This window comes from Streptomyces kanamyceticus, assembly GCF_008704495.1.
Lineage (GTDB): Bacteria > Actinomycetota > Actinomycetes > Streptomycetales > Streptomycetaceae > Streptomyces > Streptomyces kanamyceticus.
In genome coordinates, this window is the sequence record NZ_CP023699.1 from 50,707 (window position 1) to 65,227 (window position 14,521).

Below are 14,521 nucleotides of genomic sequence, written 5' to 3' on the forward strand. Positions count from 1 at the left end.
CGTCATCGGGACGACACGATCGAGAGGCTTCCGGTACATGTACGTGAAGGCATTCGCACCCGAGTACCAGGGCGAGTTGGGCTCGGAGCTGAGTGTGAACTCGTCCTACGAGGACGTCCTGCGAACGGCGGGCCGCGCGCTCGACCGCGCGGGCGGCGCGGCCGAACGGGCCCGTGCCGCCCTCGCGGTGGCCGAGGCGAACCGGCGGCTCGGCCGGGTGGACGACGCGGGCGCCGCCTGGCGGCAGAGCTACCGCAGCGCGCGGAGCGCGGGAGACGCGGGGGCCATGTCGTGGGCCCTGTGGAGCGGCGGCACCCTCGCCCGGCAGTGCGGCGCGCTGCCGCTCGCCCGGCGGCTGCTCGCCCGCTCCGTGGAGCTGGCCGCGGGCAGCGGCGACCGGCTCGCGCACGGCTACGCGCTCGCGGGCCTCGCGGAGACGGGACGCATCCAGGGCGACTACGCCGCGGTCGCCGCGCTCCACGAGGAGCTGCTCGAACAGGGGCGTGCGCACGGCGAGGCCAGGCACATGGTGTGGGCGATGACCGGCATAGCGCAGATGCGCCGCAACACCGGCGACCACGCCAAGGCCCTCGAACTGTTCGAGGAGTCCGTGCGGATCGCCACCGACGCGGACGACGCGCGGGGGCGCGCCTGGTCGCTGCGGGGCGTGGCCGACGTCCTCTCCCTGCGCGGCGAACCCGACCGCGCCCTCGACCTGCTGTCCGAGGCCGAGGAGGTCTGCCGCGCCATGGATCTGGCGAGCGCGCTCGCCTACAACCACAAGATGCGGGGCAACGTCCTCTACCGCGACGGGCGTTGGGCGGCGGCCCGCGAGATCTACGCCGTGGCCCTCGCGGAGTTCACGGACATGCGCGAACCGCGCGGCGCCGCCCTGTCCCGGCTCGGGCTCGCCAAGTGCCGCGCGCGGCTCGGCCGCGACCGCGCGGCCACGCTCGCCGAACTGGCCGCCCTGGAAGCCGACTTCGCCCGCATGGGGCTGCGGCACGCCCGTAACATGGCCGTCGCCTTCCGTGCCGAGTTGACCGAGCCCGCGCTCAGCCCGTGAGCGTGATGCGGATGCCCACCGTGCCGTCGAGGCCGCGGCGGATCCTGCTGCCGAGCAGCGTGAAGAAGCCGACGACGTGGTACTTGCGCGTGATGAGCGTGCGGTAGCGCGCGGTCACGTCCTGCGGCACGATCTCGGCGGTGGCGGGTACCTGCTCCCCCGTCGGATTGCCGCGCAGATCGCACGGGCCCACCATGACGTCGGCGCGGCGCCTGATCCGCTTGACCTTCCACGAGTCGGCGACCGTCCAGATGCCGAGCGCCTCACCGTCCCTGACGACCCAGACCGGGCTCGGCACCAGGGTGCCGTCCTTCCGGTAGCTGCTGACCAGCAGGTACTTTCCCGTGCTGAGCCGGGTGACCAGTTCGTCGTCCATGCCGGGAGTCTAGGCGGGGAGTTCAGGCCGCAGGCCCCGCGACCTCCGCCCGGCCCGCACCGACCGCACCGCCCGCCCGGCCACCACCTCGTAACCGCTTATATTAGTTACATGGAACCGCCCGCGTCCCCCGGCATCCCGATGCGCTCCTTCAGCGGATCGACCTACCGGTTCGACCCGGGCGCGCTCTGTCTGGAGCTGCTGACCACCGGAGGTCCCGGCGAGTTCCGGCGGTTCGAGGTGCTGCACGCGCCCGCCGACCTGCTGGCCTGGGCGGAGCGCTCGCGGCTGACGCCGACGCCCGCGCTGCGGGTCGTCGATGCGCAGGTGGCCGACGCGCGGCGCCTGCGGGACGCGCTGTTCCAGGTGGCCACCGCCCGCGCCCTCGACGAGCCCGCGCCCTCCGAGGACATCGCCGTCCTCAACGAGGCGGCCGCCCGCCCGCCCCTGACGCCCGTCATCGACCCCGACGGCATGCGCGGCTGGGCCGGGACCGCCGACGGCACCCGGCTCCTCGCCACCGTCGCCCATGACGCCGTGGAGCTGCTGACGGGCCCGTACGCGCACCGGATCCGGACGTGCGCCGCCGACAACTGCGCCCTGCTGTACGTCGACACCTCGCGCCCCGGCCGCCGCCGCTGGTGCTCGATGGAGCACTGCGGCAACCGCCACAAGGTACGCACCCTGCGGGCGCGCCGCGCCGAGGAGGGGTGAGGGCCGCGGGGCGCTCCGGGGCGGCTCGCATCGCCTCGGTACCTTCAAGTGTTTCCTTGAAGTAGCCGAGCCGTGGGGGCTTCCCCCGCCATGCCTGTGAAGGGGCCGCCCATGAGCCGTCAGGAGAGCCGTGGAGAGGAACCCAGGGGACTGCGCCCGGTCGATCTGGCGCGGGCCGCGGGCATCTCGACCCAGCAGATCCGCAACTACGCCGACGCCGGAATCCTGCCGCCCGCGCCCCGCTCCCCCGCCGGATACCGCAGGTTCGACGCCCGGCACCGGCAGGCCCTGCTCACCTACCGGGCACTGATCCGCGGCTACGGCCCCGGGCCCGCGCAGGGGATCATGCGGGCCGTGCACGAGGGCGAGGTACCGCGCGCACTCGCCCTCGTCGACGCCGGACACGCCGAGCTGCACGGACAGCGAGGCGCCCTGCGGACCACTGGTGAAGCCCTGGAAGCCGTCGCGGACGAGGGCCCCGGCGCACCGGCCCCACCGCGCTCACGGCTGCGCGTCGGAGAGGTCGCCGCGCACTTGGGCCTGCGCACCTCGACCCTGCGCGTGTGGGAGGCGGCAGGACTCCTGGTTCCGACCCGCGACCCGGTCACGCACTACCGCTCCTACCTGCCCGCCGACGTCCGCGACGCGCGCGTGATCAACATGCTCCGGCAGAGCCACTATCCGCTGCCGCAGATCCGCCCGGTCCTCGACGAGCTGCGCCACAGCGGTGGCGTCGAGGCGCTCCGCACGGCCGTGGCGCGCCGCGCGGAGGCGCTTGACCAGCGCACGCGGGCGATGCTGGAGGGGGCGGGCAGGCTGCACGAGTACCTCGCGGATGGGGTGGAGTGATCCCGCGGCGGCGAGCCGGACCCGCGGCGGGCCTCGGCTACCGGGTGAGGCCCGCGCTCACTCCCCTGGTCAGCTCCAGCTGGCCGTCCTCAAGGTTCCACTTGCCCTTCTGATAGGCGTGGTTGCTCACCCAGAACACCATGATCTTGTCGCGGCGGAACTCCGCGACCGTCGCAAGGGACCAGTCGTTGCCCCCGTCGTGCCAGGCGACCCGGCCGTCGTCGGAGTCGATGACGACCCAGCCGTATCCATAGGACCCGTCGAGCTCGGGTACCCGCACATGCGGGGCGAACAGCTTCCGCTTCGCTGCTTCGGACAGGACAGTGTCACCCATGAGTGCGCGGTGCCAACGGAACATGTCCCGGGCGGTGGAGAGCATCCCGCCGTTGCCGCGCAGGTTCCAGGACGGCCCGTCGGGCGCCCACGGGTGGTCCATCGGCCGCCCCTGCGCGCGGCCGTTCCTGTCGTACTCGACGGCGACCCGCGCACGGTCCCAGGAGGGCAGCACATAGCCGGTGCGGGTCATCCCGGCGGGCCGGAACAGGCGCTCCGCAAGGAAGTGTTCGTAGCGCAGGCCCGAGACCTTCTCGACAACGGCGGCGAGCACGCTGTAACCGACGTTCGAGTAATGGAACTCCTTGCCGGGCGCCGACCGCAGCCGGGCCTTCATCGCCCCGGCCAGCAACCCCGCGCGCGACAGCGGGTCGTAGTCGTCGCCGAGCGACTCCGGCAGGCCCGCCGTGTGCGTAAGGAGTTGGTGCAGGGTGATGCCGCGCTTGTCCTCGGGCACGCGCCCGAGGTACGCGCCGATCCGGTCGCTCGTCCTGAGCCTGCCGTCCGTCTCAAGGCGCAGGACCGCGGCGGCGGTGAACTGTTTGGTGATCGACATGATGTCGTACACGGTGTCGCAGGTCGCGGGCGTCTTCTTCGCACGGTCGGCGAGCCCGCGCCCCGCGCAGTGCCTGAGCTCGCCTCCCCGGGCGGCGGCCACGGTGATGCCAGGCCCCTTGGGGAGCGTCTTGTCGAGGTAGCGGTCGACGGCCCGGTCGACCGGATCACGACGCACGTGCGCCTCTTTGCCGCCCGAGCATCCGGTGACGACGAGCACGAGCAACAGCGCGAGGGGAACCGAGGCGGACCACGCGAGCCTCCCACAAGGCAGACAACAGATGTGCTGCCGAGGCTGACCGCCGCTGACGAGCTCGCTCAACGGATGAGCTGTTCGAGCTTGTGCGAGTTTCCGTACGCGCAGGTCAGCGGGGTGCGCCGGAATCGGAGGGACCCACATGACGCCACCGCCCGTGCCGGAAGGCGCCGCCGGAGAGGCCGCGTTCATGGCCGAGCTGCGCCGCCTCAAGGCCTGGTCGGGCCTGAGCTACCGGGAGTTGGAACGCGCGGCGGCCACCGCGGGCGAGGTGCTGCCGTACTCGACGGCGGCGACCATGCTCGGCCGGGACCGGCTGCCCCGCAAGGCCCTCCTCGTCGCGTTCGTCGTCGCGTGCGGTCTCGACGCCGACGACACCCGGCAGTGGGTGGCCGCCCGCAGGGAACTCGCGGTGGGCGCCCCCGTCGTTCGTGTCGCGGTGCGGCCCGCGCGCCGACGCGGACCCCGCCTGCGGCTCGCGGTCGTCGGCGTCGCCGCGGCCTTCGCCGTGCTCATCGGCGCGGGCGCGGCGACGCTCGGCACGACGACCGTGGAGGAGGAGCGGACGGCGGTGTCCGTGCGGGCGCAGCCCTGACCTCCCCAACATTCCCGACCGAGCCGAGCCGAGCCGCCCCAAGGTTGCCTACGCCCGGTCCGCCTCACGCGGTCCGTACAGCGCGCACTCCGCGCCCGACAGGAGCGCCCAGTAGCGGTCGCCGTACGACCAGTGCCACCACTCCGTGGGGTAGTTGACCAGGCCCGCCGCGGTCAGCGCGGTGCCGAGGATGTCTCGGTGGGCCCGCGCCTCGGGGCCGATGTCGGCCGCGGCCGTGTAGCAGGCGCCCTCGCTCTCCTCCGGGTCGGCGTTCATCCGGGTGCCCAGGTCGAGTTCGCGTCCTTCGGCGTCGGCGAGCGTCAGGTCAACGGCGGCTCCGGCGCTGTGCGGGGCGATGTCGGGCGGGGAGACGTAGCGGCTTGCCGACGCGTGGATCTCCGCGGCGGACCAGTGGGGATGGAGGGCCCGGAGCTGCTCCGCGTACTCCTCGAAGTACGCGCGTTGCAGCGAAGGCGGCCGGTAGCCCTCCACGAAGAGCAGCCGCAGGCCGTCGGGGAGCAGCTTCTCCGCGCGTTCGAGGCGCCGCACCACACCCTCGCGCAGCAGCGCGAACGCGGCCTCGGCGCCTTCCTGTTGACGTGCGTCGACCAGCAGCGAGCTGTCTTCGCGTACGTCGAGAAGGCGCTCCCCGCACTCGCGTACGGGGACGTCGGCGACCCTCGGGTCCGCCATCAGGACGATGTCACTCGTGTTCATGTTCGTATGGGTGCTCATGGAAAGATCATCCCTGCGACGGGCGGGCCACGGGGCGGACACCGGCGCCTGGCGCGTCAACGCGGGGAATCGGCCCGGCGGCGGCCTAGCCTGCCGCAAAGGATCTCACCTGCCCCAGGGAGGTCACTTGTCCCGCACAGGGAGGCATCCTTGCCGTCCAGCCGCGTCCTGCGCCGCCTCGCCCTCACCGCCCTGCTCACCGCGTCACTGATCTCCGCCGCGCCGTCCACCGTCCCGCGCCCGGCGGCACCCGCGCCCTCGCGGGACCGGGGCACCAATCTCCTCGTCGTCGGCCTCGACCGCAGGACCGGCATGTCCCGCTCCGACATCCAGCGGCTGCACGTCGGCGGCAAGGAATGCGACTGCACCGACGTGATGATGCTGGTCCACATCGCCCCGGGCGGGCGGCGGCTCGGCGTCGTGTCCATTCCCCGTGACTCGTACGTGCCGTTCGCGCGGCACGACGGCCACGGCCCGCACAGCGGGAAGATCAACGGGGCCTTCGCGGAGGGCGGTGCCGACCTCGCCGTACGGACCGTCGAGAAGGCCACCGGCGTCCCCATCGATCACTACCTGGAGGCCGACTTCCTCGGCTTCGTCGAGGCCGTCGACCGGCTGGGCGGCGCCGAGGTGTGCACCTCGACTCCGCTGTCCGACCTCAACTCCGGCCTGGACCTTGCGCCCGGCACCCATGCCGTCGACGGCGGCACGGCGCTGCGCTACGTACGGGCCCGCCATGTCTCACCGCCCGGCGACCTCGGCCGGGTCCGCCGCCAGCAGCGCCTCCTCCTCGGCATGCTGGCCCGGCTCTCCGACGCGGGCGCGTTCACCGATCCCCTGGCCACAGGGCGCACGGCCCGCGCCCTCGCGCGCAGCGTGCGCACCGACGAGAACACCTCGCTGGGCACGCTCTACGCGTGGGGGCGCGCACTGCGCCGTCTCGACCTCGCGCACACCGAGTTCGCGACCGTCCCGATGTCCGACTTCGACCACCAGGTGCCCGGCTGGGGCTCGACGCTGCTGTGGGACGAGCCGCGCGCCAAGGCGTTGTTCGACGCGGTGCGCGAGGACCGGTCGCTGGTCCAGGGTCGCCCGGCGAAGGCCGTCCCCGTGGACCAGCGGCCGGGGACCGTCCGCGTGCGCGTCGACGATCCGGCGACCGCCGACGGGCTGCGGGCCAACGGCTTCGACGTGCGCGCCGTCGATCCCTCGGCGGGCCGGGCCGCGGGTCCGACGGTCATCACGTACGACCCGGTCCAGGCCCGCTACGTCGACACGCTCGCCGCCGCGCTGCCCGGCTCCCGGCTGCGCCAGGTCACCGGTCAAGGGCCGGTCTTCCGGGTCGCGGTGGGCGCCGCGAAGCAACAGGTGGCGAAGGTGACGTACGACCGGAGCATGGTGGAGGGCGCGCCCGTCACCGGCGATCGGCTGCGCTGCGGCTGACTCAGGGGCGCGCGTCCTCCAGGGCTTCGGCGAGCGAGGTGGCGAAGCGGGCGTGTTGCCGTGCGCTGGGCGGCAGTTCGGGGTTCCACGGCAGCGTCCGGATGCCCGGGCCGAGGGCGTCGCCGAGCGGGACGGCGTTGGAGCGCACATCGGTCAGGACCAGGTCGGGTTCGAGGGCGGCAGCCTCGGCCCAGGTGGTCGTGGACCAGTTGGCGCCCTGCCCGGGTTCGGGGTCGACGAGTCCGACGCCGAGCCCGGCGAGCGCGGCCAGATCGGGCCAGGCGTACGGCCGCGCCAGGTGCACGGTGTCGGGGCCCGCCGGAGAGAGCGCGAGCACGCGCGGCCGTGCGCGGCCGCCCGCCGCCGCGGTCAACCTCTGCTCGGCGACGGCGAGTTCGGCGTCCTCCTCGGGCTTTTCGGCGGCGCCGAGGCTCTGCGCGAGGGCGGTCAGGCGCCCCCTGATTCCGGCGAGGCTGCGCCCGTGCCCGATGTCGAGCACGACGACCGGCACCTGTTCCTCCAGGTGCTTGGCGGCCTCGGGGTCGATGCCGTAGACCTGTCCGCCGCCATAGGTGACCGCGACGACGAGGTCGGGCCCTGCGGCGACAAGGGCGTCCAGGTCCAGTGCGGAACCGGCGCCGAAGTAGCCCAGGCCGTCCAGCGGGAGGCTGCCCGCCTTGGCGGGATCCGGTACGGCGGGATCGTCGTGCGCGGAGCCGAAGACACCCGCCGGACGTATGCCGTGGTCGTACAGGGCCGCGCCCGTGGGTAGGTAGGCGACCGGCCTCGCCGGGCGTGCCGCGGCCCTCACCAGGTGATCCCGGTCGTCGGTGAACTCCCAGTACCCGGCCGTGTCGTGTGCCATGGTGTCCGACTCCTCCTGCTCCCGCTGCTCCCGCGCCGCGGCCTGCCCCGCCGTGGCCGTACCGGTGCTACCTGCCCTGGCGCGCGCCCCGGTACACGAGACCGCTACCGGCCGGTGCCGCGGAAGCGGTTGATGGCGGACTCGTGGCGGGCTCGCGTCTCCGGGTTCTCGACACCGAGGTTCTCCTCGGGCGCGAGACACAGGACACCCACCTTGCCGCTGTGCCGGTTGCGGTGCACCTCACGCACGGCCTCTCCGGTCGCGGCGAGCGGGAAGACCTCCGAGAGGGTGGGGTGGATCTTGCCCTTGGCGATCAGGCGGTTGGCCTCCCAGGCCTCGCGGTAGTTGGCGAAGTGGGAGCCGATGATGCGCTTGAGGGACATCCACAGGTAGCGGTTGTCGTACTCGTGCATGTAGCCCGAGGTGGAGGCGCAGGTGGTGATGGTGCCACCCTTGCGGGTGACGTAGACGCTGGCGCCGAAGGTCTCGCGGCCTGGGTGCTCGAAGACGATGTCGATGTCCTCGCCGCCGGTGAACTCGCGGATGCGCTTGCCGAAGCGCTTCCACTCCTTGGGTCCTGGGTGCGCTCGTCCTTCCAGAACCGGTAGCCCTCGGCGCTGCGGTCGATGATCGCCTCGGCGCCCATGGAGCGGCAGATGTCGGCCTTCTGCTCGCTGGAGACGACACAGATCGGGTTGGCGCCGCCGGCGAGCGCGAACTGCGTGGCGTAGGAGCCGAGGCCGCCGCTCGCGCCCCAGATCAGCACGTTGTCGCCCTGCTTCATGTCGGCGCCGTTGCGCGAGACGAGCTGGCGGTACGCGGTGGAGTTCACCAGGCCCGAGCAGGCGGCCTCCTCCCAACTCAGGTGGCCCGGCTTGGGCATGAGCTGGTTGGACTTGACGAGCGCGATCTCGGCGAGGCCGCCGAAGTTCGTCTCGAAGCCCCAGATGCGCTGCTCGGGGTCGAGCATCGTGTCGCTGTGGCCCTCCGCGCTCTCCAGTTCCACCGACAGACAGTGCGCCACCACCCGGTCACCCGGCTTCCAGCGACGCACGCCGGGTCCGGTGCACAGCACCACTCCCGACAGGTCGAACCGAGCACGTGGTAGGGCAGGTTGTGCCGCTCCCCCTCGGGCCGTGACTGCCCGTAGCGCTCCAGGAAGGTGAAGGTGGGCAGCGGTTCGAAGAGGGAACTCCACACCGTGTTGTAGTTGACGGAACTCGCCATCACGGCGATCAGCGCCTCCCCAGGACCCGGTCCGGTGTCGGCACGGACTCGATGTGCAGGGATTTGCGGGGTCCTTGTCCTGGCTCGCGAGGCCTTCGAACATTCCGACCTCCTCTTGAGGACGACCGCTCCGCGATAGGACTCGGGCACCGCGAGCGCGGCGAAATCCTCGGTGCGGGCGTCTTCGGAGAGCGCGGCACTGACAATGGCTTCCACAGGGGCCCCTATTCCGGCGTGCCGACAGATGACGGCAATTGACGAGAGGTGGTGACGGGCGACAGCCACGTCGACTGTACGAAGGGTGAACCCCTGTCAGAACCCCTAACCCTGAGGGCGCCGCAGGCATGTCGGACCCGTCGGATGCCCCTTGAGCACAGGGGTCGGAGGGGCCCAATAGGGGTTCAGAGCGCCTCTTTGCTCCGCATACCGTGGTGGCGCCATGTGTGCATGGCCGCATACGAAATCACCGGACAGTGAGGCGGAGGTGCTCCGCAGAGTGCGGGGAACTCCGGTGAGGAGCTGAGGAATGCACGAAACAGATCGGGCGAACGACTTGTGGGCAAGGCGATTTCACCCCGTCGAAGATGCGGATTCCCGCGTGGTCTTCTTTCCGCACGCCGGCGGCTCCGCACCTTTCTTCCACCCCTTTTCGGCGATGCTCGCCACCCACGGCATCGACGTACTGAGCCTGCAGTACCCCGGCAGGCAGGAGCGGCGCGAGGAGCCCGCCGTCGATTCCCTTCCCGAGCTCGTGGACGGGATCTTCGCGGCGCTGCGGAGCTGGCAGGACCGGCCGCTGGTGCTGATGGGGCACAGCATGGGGGCGGTCCTCGCCCACGAGGTGGCGCGGAAGTTCGAGCAGTCGACGCAGGGGACCCCGCTGGGCCTGATCGTGTCCGGGCGCCGTGCTCCGTCGGTCTACCGGGAGGAGAACGCCCACAAGCTGGACGACGCCGCGTTCATCGCCGAGATACGCGGCCTCAGCGGCACGGCGGCGCCCCTTCTGGAGGACGCCGAACTGCTCCGCATGATCCTTCCCGCGCTGCGCGCCGACTACAAGGCGGTCGAGACCCACGAGCCCGATCCGCTGCCGCTGCTCCGCTGCCCGGTGGGTGTCGTCACCGGGGAATCGGACCCGCGCGTCTCCCCGGCGGAGGCCCGCGCCTGGGAGAAGCACACCACCTCGTCCCTGCACTACCGCAGCTTCACGGGCGGTCACTTCTTCCTCAACGACCATCGGTCCGCGGTGTGCGACACGGTCGTGGAGTTCGTGGGCGCCTTCGGCAAGGAGGCCGCGGCCGCGCGCTGAGCGGCCCGGACACGGGGCCCGCACCGAAAAGTGCCGCGACACCGCCTGGACAACAGGCGGTGCCGCGGCTCGGTCGGTCGTCTGGAACCGGGGGAATCCTCAGGCGACCGAGTCAGTGACCCCCGCTTCCGTGGGGGCGTCCTCGGAGTCCTTCGGCGGCACGGCGGCCGTGCGCGGCATGAAGGCGAGGGCGAGCAGGGCGGCGACGAGGGCGATGCCGGAGCAGACGAACAGCAGCGTGTGCATCGCGTCGACGAAGGCGTCGCGGACCGCTGTGAGCATCGCCGCGTCGTGCATCTTCTCGGCGACGGCGACGCCGGTGGAGACGCTGCGTCCGACCGCGTCCTCGATCTCCTGGGGGGTGTTCGCCAGGTCGAGGTTGCCCCGGTAGGAGGCGCTGGCCACGGAGCCGAGCACCGCAACACCGATCGCGCCGCCGACCTGGCGCAGGGCCTGCACGACGGCGGAGCCGACGCCGCTGCGCTCCTTGGAGAGCGTGTTGAGCGCCGCCGCCATGGCCCGGGTCATCGCGAGGCCGAGGCCCGCGCCCATGATCACGAGCCAGACCGCGACGTATCCGTAGCCCGTCGACGTCTCGGTGTAGGTGCCCATGAACAGGCCGACGCTCACCAGGAGGAAGCCGAGGGCGGGCACGGCGCGCGGACCCAACTGGGCGGGCATCTTGTTGATGACGCTGGCGCCGACCAGCAGACCGCCGATCATCGGAAGGAGCCGCAGACCGGTGCCGAGGGAGTCGGCACCCTGCACGCCCTGGAAGTACTGCGGCAGCGCGAACATCAGGCCGAACATCGCGAAGCTGACGACGGTGCTGAGGATGGATCCCCAGACGAAGCCCCGGCCGCGGAAGAGCGTCAGGTCCACCAGCGGATCATGTCCGGCCGCGGCGACCCTGCGCTCCCACACCACGAACAGGACGAGGGCGACCGCGCCGGCCAGCAGGGAGATCGCCGTCTCGCTGCTGCCCCAGCCCTTCTCGCCCGCCTCGATGGCCCCGTACGTCAGGGCGGCCAGGCCGACGCTGGAGATCACGACGCCCACCACGTCGATGCCGACGCGGTCCTTGCTGCGCGATTCGGGGACCAGCTTGATCACGGCGATGACGCCGAGGGCCACCAGCGGCACGTTGATGAGGAAGACGGAACCCCACCAGAAGTGATTGAGCAGCGCGCCGCCGATGATGGGTCCCAGCGGGAGGCCCAGCATCTGCGAGACCGCCACGACGCCGATCGCCTTGGTCCGTTCCGCCTCCGACTCGAAGATGTTCAGGAGCACGGAGGTGGAGAGCGGCACCAGGAACGCCGCGGCCAGGCCGAGCGTCGCACGGGCGGCGATCAGCTGTTCCGCCGATCCTGAGTACGCGCACCACAGCGAGGCGCCGCCGAACAGCAGGAGGGAGGCGACGAGGAGCTTCTTGCGTCCGAACTTGTCGCCCAACAGGCCGGCGGGGAGCAGCACCGCGGCCAGCACGAGGGTGAAGGCGTCGACGACCCACTGCAGTTCGCTGGTGGAGGCGTTGAGATCAGCACTGACAGTGGGCAGTGCGACATTGAGAATCGTCGCGTCCACACCCACCGTCAGCAGACTGACCCCAATAGCTGCCAGGGCCCACCACTTGCGGGTCTCCTGATTGCTCATAACGGCATCCCGTCCGATTCCTCATCCGAATTCCCTTGCTGGTCGGCGCGGTTGACGGCCTCCCAGCGCTTCCACATGGGCTCCGCCTCCGAGTGGAGCCAGGTGAACATGCGATGCGCACCGCGCACCCGTGCCGCCCGTGCCTCTCCCTCGGGGAACAGGCGCAGCCCTTCGGCCGTGATGTCCACGAAGGACGTCATGCTCTCCAGGCGCCGCTTGAGCACGCCGGACCACGCGTCCTCGGTGATCCGGTAGTACGTGGCGCGCTCTCCGCTGCGGGTGACCGCCTCGACCATGCGTGCCTCGGTGAGCAGCCGCAGCGTGTTCGTCAGGGACGCGCGGCTGGCCTGGACCGCCGTGGCGATCTGTGCGGCGCTCTGTTCCGCGGGGTCGCACACCATGAGCCAGCCCATCGTCCGGCCCATGATCGGCGGCCATCCCGCCTGCTGCATGAACCAAGACGCCACTCGCTCGATCCAGGCCAGCACTTCTTCTTCGGGTCCCGCGCCCTGGTTCCGCGGCTCGGGTCCCGGCTCCTGGTCGGCTCTCGGCGACAAGATGCAGCACCTCCTAGTTCTTACAGCACGTTCTAGTTGTTTCAGTCATCACTGTAATCACGAGACGCGGCGAAGGGAAGCGGAATGACGCGGCGAGTCGTCCCCGCCGCGTCAAAGTTCCGTCAATGCCGCTCAGGAGGCGGCGTTCACCGTCGTCCGTGCCGCGTCCCGCTCCTCGTCGGTGAGCGTGGGCCCGTCCGGGAGGCCCAGCTCCCCGGCCCGCGAGAGCGCCTGCTGCACCTCGGGGTCCTGGAGGGCGTCGGCGGCTCCCGAAAGGGTGTTGACCTGCAACGCGGCGGCGCACACCAGAGGGTCGCCGAGCGCCGCGGCGCCGATCACGTCCGCCTGGCGGCGACGGTCGTCGGCGTGCCGGGTCAGCCGTGGGTCATCGGTCCTGGCGAACACGTCCGGGTAACAGATGTCCTGCGACGTACCGAGCGACCAGGGAGTGTCCACCACCGCCCCGATCGCCCGCTGGGCCGCGCGTGCCGTGCCGGGCCGCAGAGCGGAATTCCGGAGGGTGGCGTCCAGCGTGGCCGCGCTCAGTGCCGCGGCGCTCATGCCGTGGCCGTAGACGGGGTTGAACGCGGCCACCGCGTCCCCGAGCACGACGAGGCCGTCGGGCCATTCGACGAGGCGGTCGTAGAACAGCCGCCGGTTCGCCGTGGAGCGCGACGCCTGGACTCCGGTCAGCGGCTCGGCGCGGTCGATCAGGTCGGCGATGAGCGGGTGGCGCAGGGTACGCAGATAGTCGGCGAACCCCTCCTCGGTGGTCGGCGGTTCGCCGCCACGGGTCCCGGACAGGGTCACCATCCAGCGGCCGTCCTCGATGGGCAGCAGGATGCCGTTGCGGCCCGGCACACCCGCGCGGTGGTCGGCGTACACGCTGACGAGGGGGAACTTCTTCCTGGCCCCTTCGGGGGCGCGGAAGATCCGGGTGGCGTACGCCATGCCCGAGTCGATCACGTCCTCCTGCACCGGCGGAAGACCGAGCCCGGTGAGCCAGCGTTTCATCGGGGAGCCGCGTCCCGTGGCGTCCACGACGACGTCCGCCTCGATCACCGACAGGGTGCCCTCCCGCCTCGGCTTGCAGGTCACACCCGTGACGGCGCGGGCGTCGCCGCGCAGCCCGAGGATGTCCATGTCGCCGAGCACGGTGACCTTGGGGTCGCGCGCCGCCTGGTCCCGGACGGTCCAGTCGAGCAGCGAACGGCTGGCCGCGATCATGAACTGGGTCTCGGGGAAGCGCTGTTGCCAGCCGTACGCGGTCAGGGAGACCAGGTCCTCGGGCAGGCCGACGCGGTGGGCGCCCGCGTCCAGGAGGCGGTCCGTGGTGCCGGGCAGCAGGGTCTCGATCACCCGGGCGCCACCGGACCACAGGACGTGGGTGTGGCGGGCCTGCGGCACCCCGCGACGCGGGTCCGCGCCGTCGGGCAGCCGGTCGCGGTCAAGGACGGTGACGGCGTCCACGTGGCGCGCGAGCGCGGTGGCGGCGAGCATGCCCGCCATCCCCGCCCCCAGGACGACCGCCCTTGTCGTGTGGGACATGTTTGCTCTCACTTTCCTTTACGGGAGGGGGAGTTCGGGTGGTCGAGCGGTCAGTGTGACGGGGCACCCAGGGGGATGTCGGCGATCGCTTCGGCCACCGCACCCCACTGCGAGGCGAGGTAGAAGTGCTCGCCGGGGAAGCTGCGGAACGACACGTCGGCGGTGGTCTCCGCCTGCCAGCCGCGCGCTTCGCGTTCGCGCGCCCACGGGTCGCGGTCGCCGAGGAAGACACTGATCGGACAGCTCAGCGGTGGCCCCGGCTCGTACCGGAAGCCGTCCACCACCCGGTAGTCGCCGCGCAGGACGGGCAGCACCATCTCCAGCACTCCCGGGTCGGTCAGGAGGTGTGCCGAGGTGCCGCTGAGGTAGCGCAGGTCGGCGGTGAGCTCGTCGTCGGTACGCCGGTGCAGCTGGACGTCGCGGTAGAGGCCGGGGCC

Annotated in this window: 14 protein-coding genes and 1 pseudogene; 6 read left to right on the top strand and 9 right to left on the bottom strand. The window is 71.8% G+C overall.

Going from position 1 to position 14,521, the window contains the following annotated elements; translation table 11 throughout:
- Window positions 1–37 precede the first annotated feature (37 nt).
- Entirely contained in the window at window positions 38–1,066 is a 1,029-nt protein-coding gene (locus tag CP970_RS00220; protein ID WP_055546212.1) for a tetratricopeptide repeat protein, read from the top strand.
- Here the strand turns inward: CP970_RS00220 and CP970_RS00225 are convergent.
- Window positions 1,056–1,442 carry a PPOX class F420-dependent oxidoreductase gene (locus CP970_RS00225; protein WP_055546210.1) on the bottom strand — a complete coding sequence of 129 codons (387 nt, stop codon included), beginning with the start codon at window positions 1,440–1,442 and terminating at the stop codon, window positions 1,056–1,058. The genes CP970_RS00220 and CP970_RS00225 overlap by 11 nt on opposite strands.
- Window positions 1,443–1,553: 111 nt before the next feature.
- Between CP970_RS00225 and CP970_RS00230 the strand changes: the two genes are divergently transcribed.
- Together CP970_RS00230 and CP970_RS00235 are read left to right on the top strand one after the other, a co-directional pair.
- Window positions 1,554–2,156, top strand: coding sequence for a CGNR zinc finger domain-containing protein (locus tag CP970_RS00230; RefSeq protein ID WP_055546208.1), 603 nt, complete (start codon window positions 1,554–1,556; stop codon window positions 2,154–2,156).
- 111 nt (window positions 2,157–2,267) lie between these two features.
- Window positions 2,268–3,005, top strand: coding sequence for a MerR family transcriptional regulator (locus CP970_RS00235; protein WP_055546206.1), 738 nt, complete (start codon window positions 2,268–2,270; stop codon window positions 3,003–3,005).
- Window positions 3,006–3,042: 37 nt separating this feature from the next.
- On the opposite strand, the gene CP970_RS00240 is transcribed toward CP970_RS00235, so the two are convergent.
- The gene (locus tag CP970_RS00240) at window positions 3,043–4,071 is read right to left on the bottom strand and encodes a serine hydrolase domain-containing protein (protein WP_055546223.1); all 1,029 of its coding nucleotides are present in this window, start codon (window positions 4,069–4,071) and stop codon (window positions 3,043–3,045) included.
- Window positions 4,072–4,291: 220 nt separating this feature from the next.
- Here CP970_RS00240 and CP970_RS00245 point away from each other — a divergent pair, with 220 nt between their 5' ends.
- Window positions 4,292–4,744 carry a hypothetical protein gene (locus CP970_RS00245; protein WP_055546204.1) on the top strand — a complete coding sequence of 151 codons (453 nt, stop codon included), beginning with the start codon at window positions 4,292–4,294 and terminating at the stop codon, window positions 4,742–4,744.
- A gap of 48 nt (window positions 4,745–4,792) precedes the next feature.
- Here the strand turns inward: CP970_RS00245 and CP970_RS00250 are convergent, their stop codons facing one another.
- Window positions 4,793–5,479 (bottom strand): M15 family metallopeptidase, encoded by a 687-nt coding sequence (locus CP970_RS00250; RefSeq protein WP_224058101.1) that lies wholly within the window; start codon window positions 5,477–5,479, stop codon window positions 4,793–4,795.
- A 150-nt stretch (window positions 5,480–5,629) separates the two neighbouring features.
- Between CP970_RS00250 and CP970_RS00255 the strand changes: the two genes are divergently transcribed.
- Window positions 5,630–6,922, top strand: a complete 1,293-nt coding sequence (locus CP970_RS00255) for an LCP family protein (protein ID WP_055546200.1) — start codon at window positions 5,630–5,632, stop codon at window positions 6,920–6,922.
- A 1-nt stretch (window position 6,923) separates the two neighbouring features.
- Here the strand turns inward: CP970_RS00255 and CP970_RS00260 are convergent, their stop codons facing one another.
- Both CP970_RS00260 and ccrA read right to left on the bottom strand, forming a co-directional pair.
- Window positions 6,924–7,787 carry a substrate-binding domain-containing protein gene (locus tag CP970_RS00260; RefSeq protein ID WP_055546198.1) on the bottom strand — a complete coding sequence of 288 codons (864 nt, stop codon included), beginning with the start codon at window positions 7,785–7,787 and terminating at the stop codon, window positions 6,924–6,926.
- Between the two features lie 104 nt (window positions 7,788–7,891).
- Window positions 7,892–9,230: pseudogene (gene ccrA / locus CP970_RS00265) on the bottom strand (crotonyl-CoA carboxylase/reductase).
- Between the two features lie 310 nt (window positions 9,231–9,540).
- On the opposite strand from ccrA, the gene CP970_RS00270 reads away from it, so the two are divergent.
- Window positions 9,541–10,323: a thioesterase II family protein gene (locus CP970_RS00270; protein WP_055546194.1), complete on the top strand. Its 783-nt coding sequence runs from the start codon at window positions 9,541–9,543 to the stop codon at window positions 10,321–10,323.
- A 99-nt stretch (window positions 10,324–10,422) separates the two neighbouring features.
- On the opposite strand, the gene CP970_RS00275 is transcribed toward CP970_RS00270, so the two are convergent.
- From CP970_RS00275 to CP970_RS00290, 4 genes are all read right to left on the bottom strand, one after another.
- Window positions 10,423–11,979, bottom strand: a complete 1,557-nt coding sequence (locus CP970_RS00275) for an MFS transporter (protein WP_055546192.1) — start codon at window positions 11,977–11,979, stop codon at window positions 10,423–10,425.
- Entirely contained in the window at window positions 11,976–12,536 is a 561-nt protein-coding gene (locus CP970_RS43935) for a GbsR/MarR family transcriptional regulator (RefSeq protein ID WP_063806058.1), read from the bottom strand. Before CP970_RS43935 ends, CP970_RS00275 begins: the two co-directional genes overlap by 4 nt.
- A gap of 132 nt (window positions 12,537–12,668) precedes the next feature.
- On the bottom strand, window positions 12,669–14,084 hold the full coding sequence (locus tag CP970_RS00285; protein WP_055546190.1) for an NAD(P)/FAD-dependent oxidoreductase: 1,416 nt from the start codon (window positions 14,082–14,084) through the stop codon (window positions 12,669–12,671).
- A 50-nt stretch (window positions 14,085–14,134) separates the two neighbouring features.
- Window positions 14,135–14,494, bottom strand: coding sequence for a thioesterase II family protein (locus CP970_RS00290; RefSeq protein WP_150492818.1), 360 nt, complete (start codon window positions 14,492–14,494; stop codon window positions 14,135–14,137).
- Between the last annotated feature and the right edge of the window lie 27 nt (window positions 14,495–14,521).

Coding starts and splice junctions, on each gene's coding strand:
- CP970_RS00220 (WP_055546212.1), top strand. CDS start 38: ATGTACGTGAAGGCATTCGCACCCGAGTACCAGGGCGAGTTGGGCTCG.
- CP970_RS00225 (WP_055546210.1), bottom strand. CDS start 1,442: ATGGACGACGAACTGGTCACCCGGCTCAGCACGGGAAAGTACCTGCTG.
- CP970_RS00230 (WP_055546208.1), top strand. CDS start 1,554: ATGGAACCGCCCGCGTCCCCCGGCATCCCGATGCGCTCCTTCAGCGGA.
- CP970_RS00235 (WP_055546206.1), top strand. CDS start 2,268: ATGAGCCGTCAGGAGAGCCGTGGAGAGGAACCCAGGGGACTGCGCCCG.
- CP970_RS00245 (WP_055546204.1), top strand. CDS start 4,292: ATGACGCCACCGCCCGTGCCGGAAGGCGCCGCCGGAGAGGCCGCGTTC.
- CP970_RS00250 (WP_224058101.1), bottom strand. CDS start 5,479: ATGAGCACCCATACGAACATGAACACGAGTGACATCGTCCTGATGGCG.
- CP970_RS00260 (WP_055546198.1), bottom strand. CDS start 7,787: ATGGCACACGACACGGCCGGGTACTGGGAGTTCACCGACGACCGGGAT.
- CP970_RS00270 (WP_055546194.1), top strand. CDS start 9,541: ATGCACGAAACAGATCGGGCGAACGACTTGTGGGCAAGGCGATTTCAC.
- CP970_RS00275 (WP_055546192.1), bottom strand. CDS start 11,979: ATGAGCAATCAGGAGACCCGCAAGTGGTGGGCCCTGGCAGCTATTGGG.
- CP970_RS00285 (WP_055546190.1), bottom strand. CDS start 14,084: ATGTCCCACACGACAAGGGCGGTCGTCCTGGGGGCGGGGATGGCGGGC.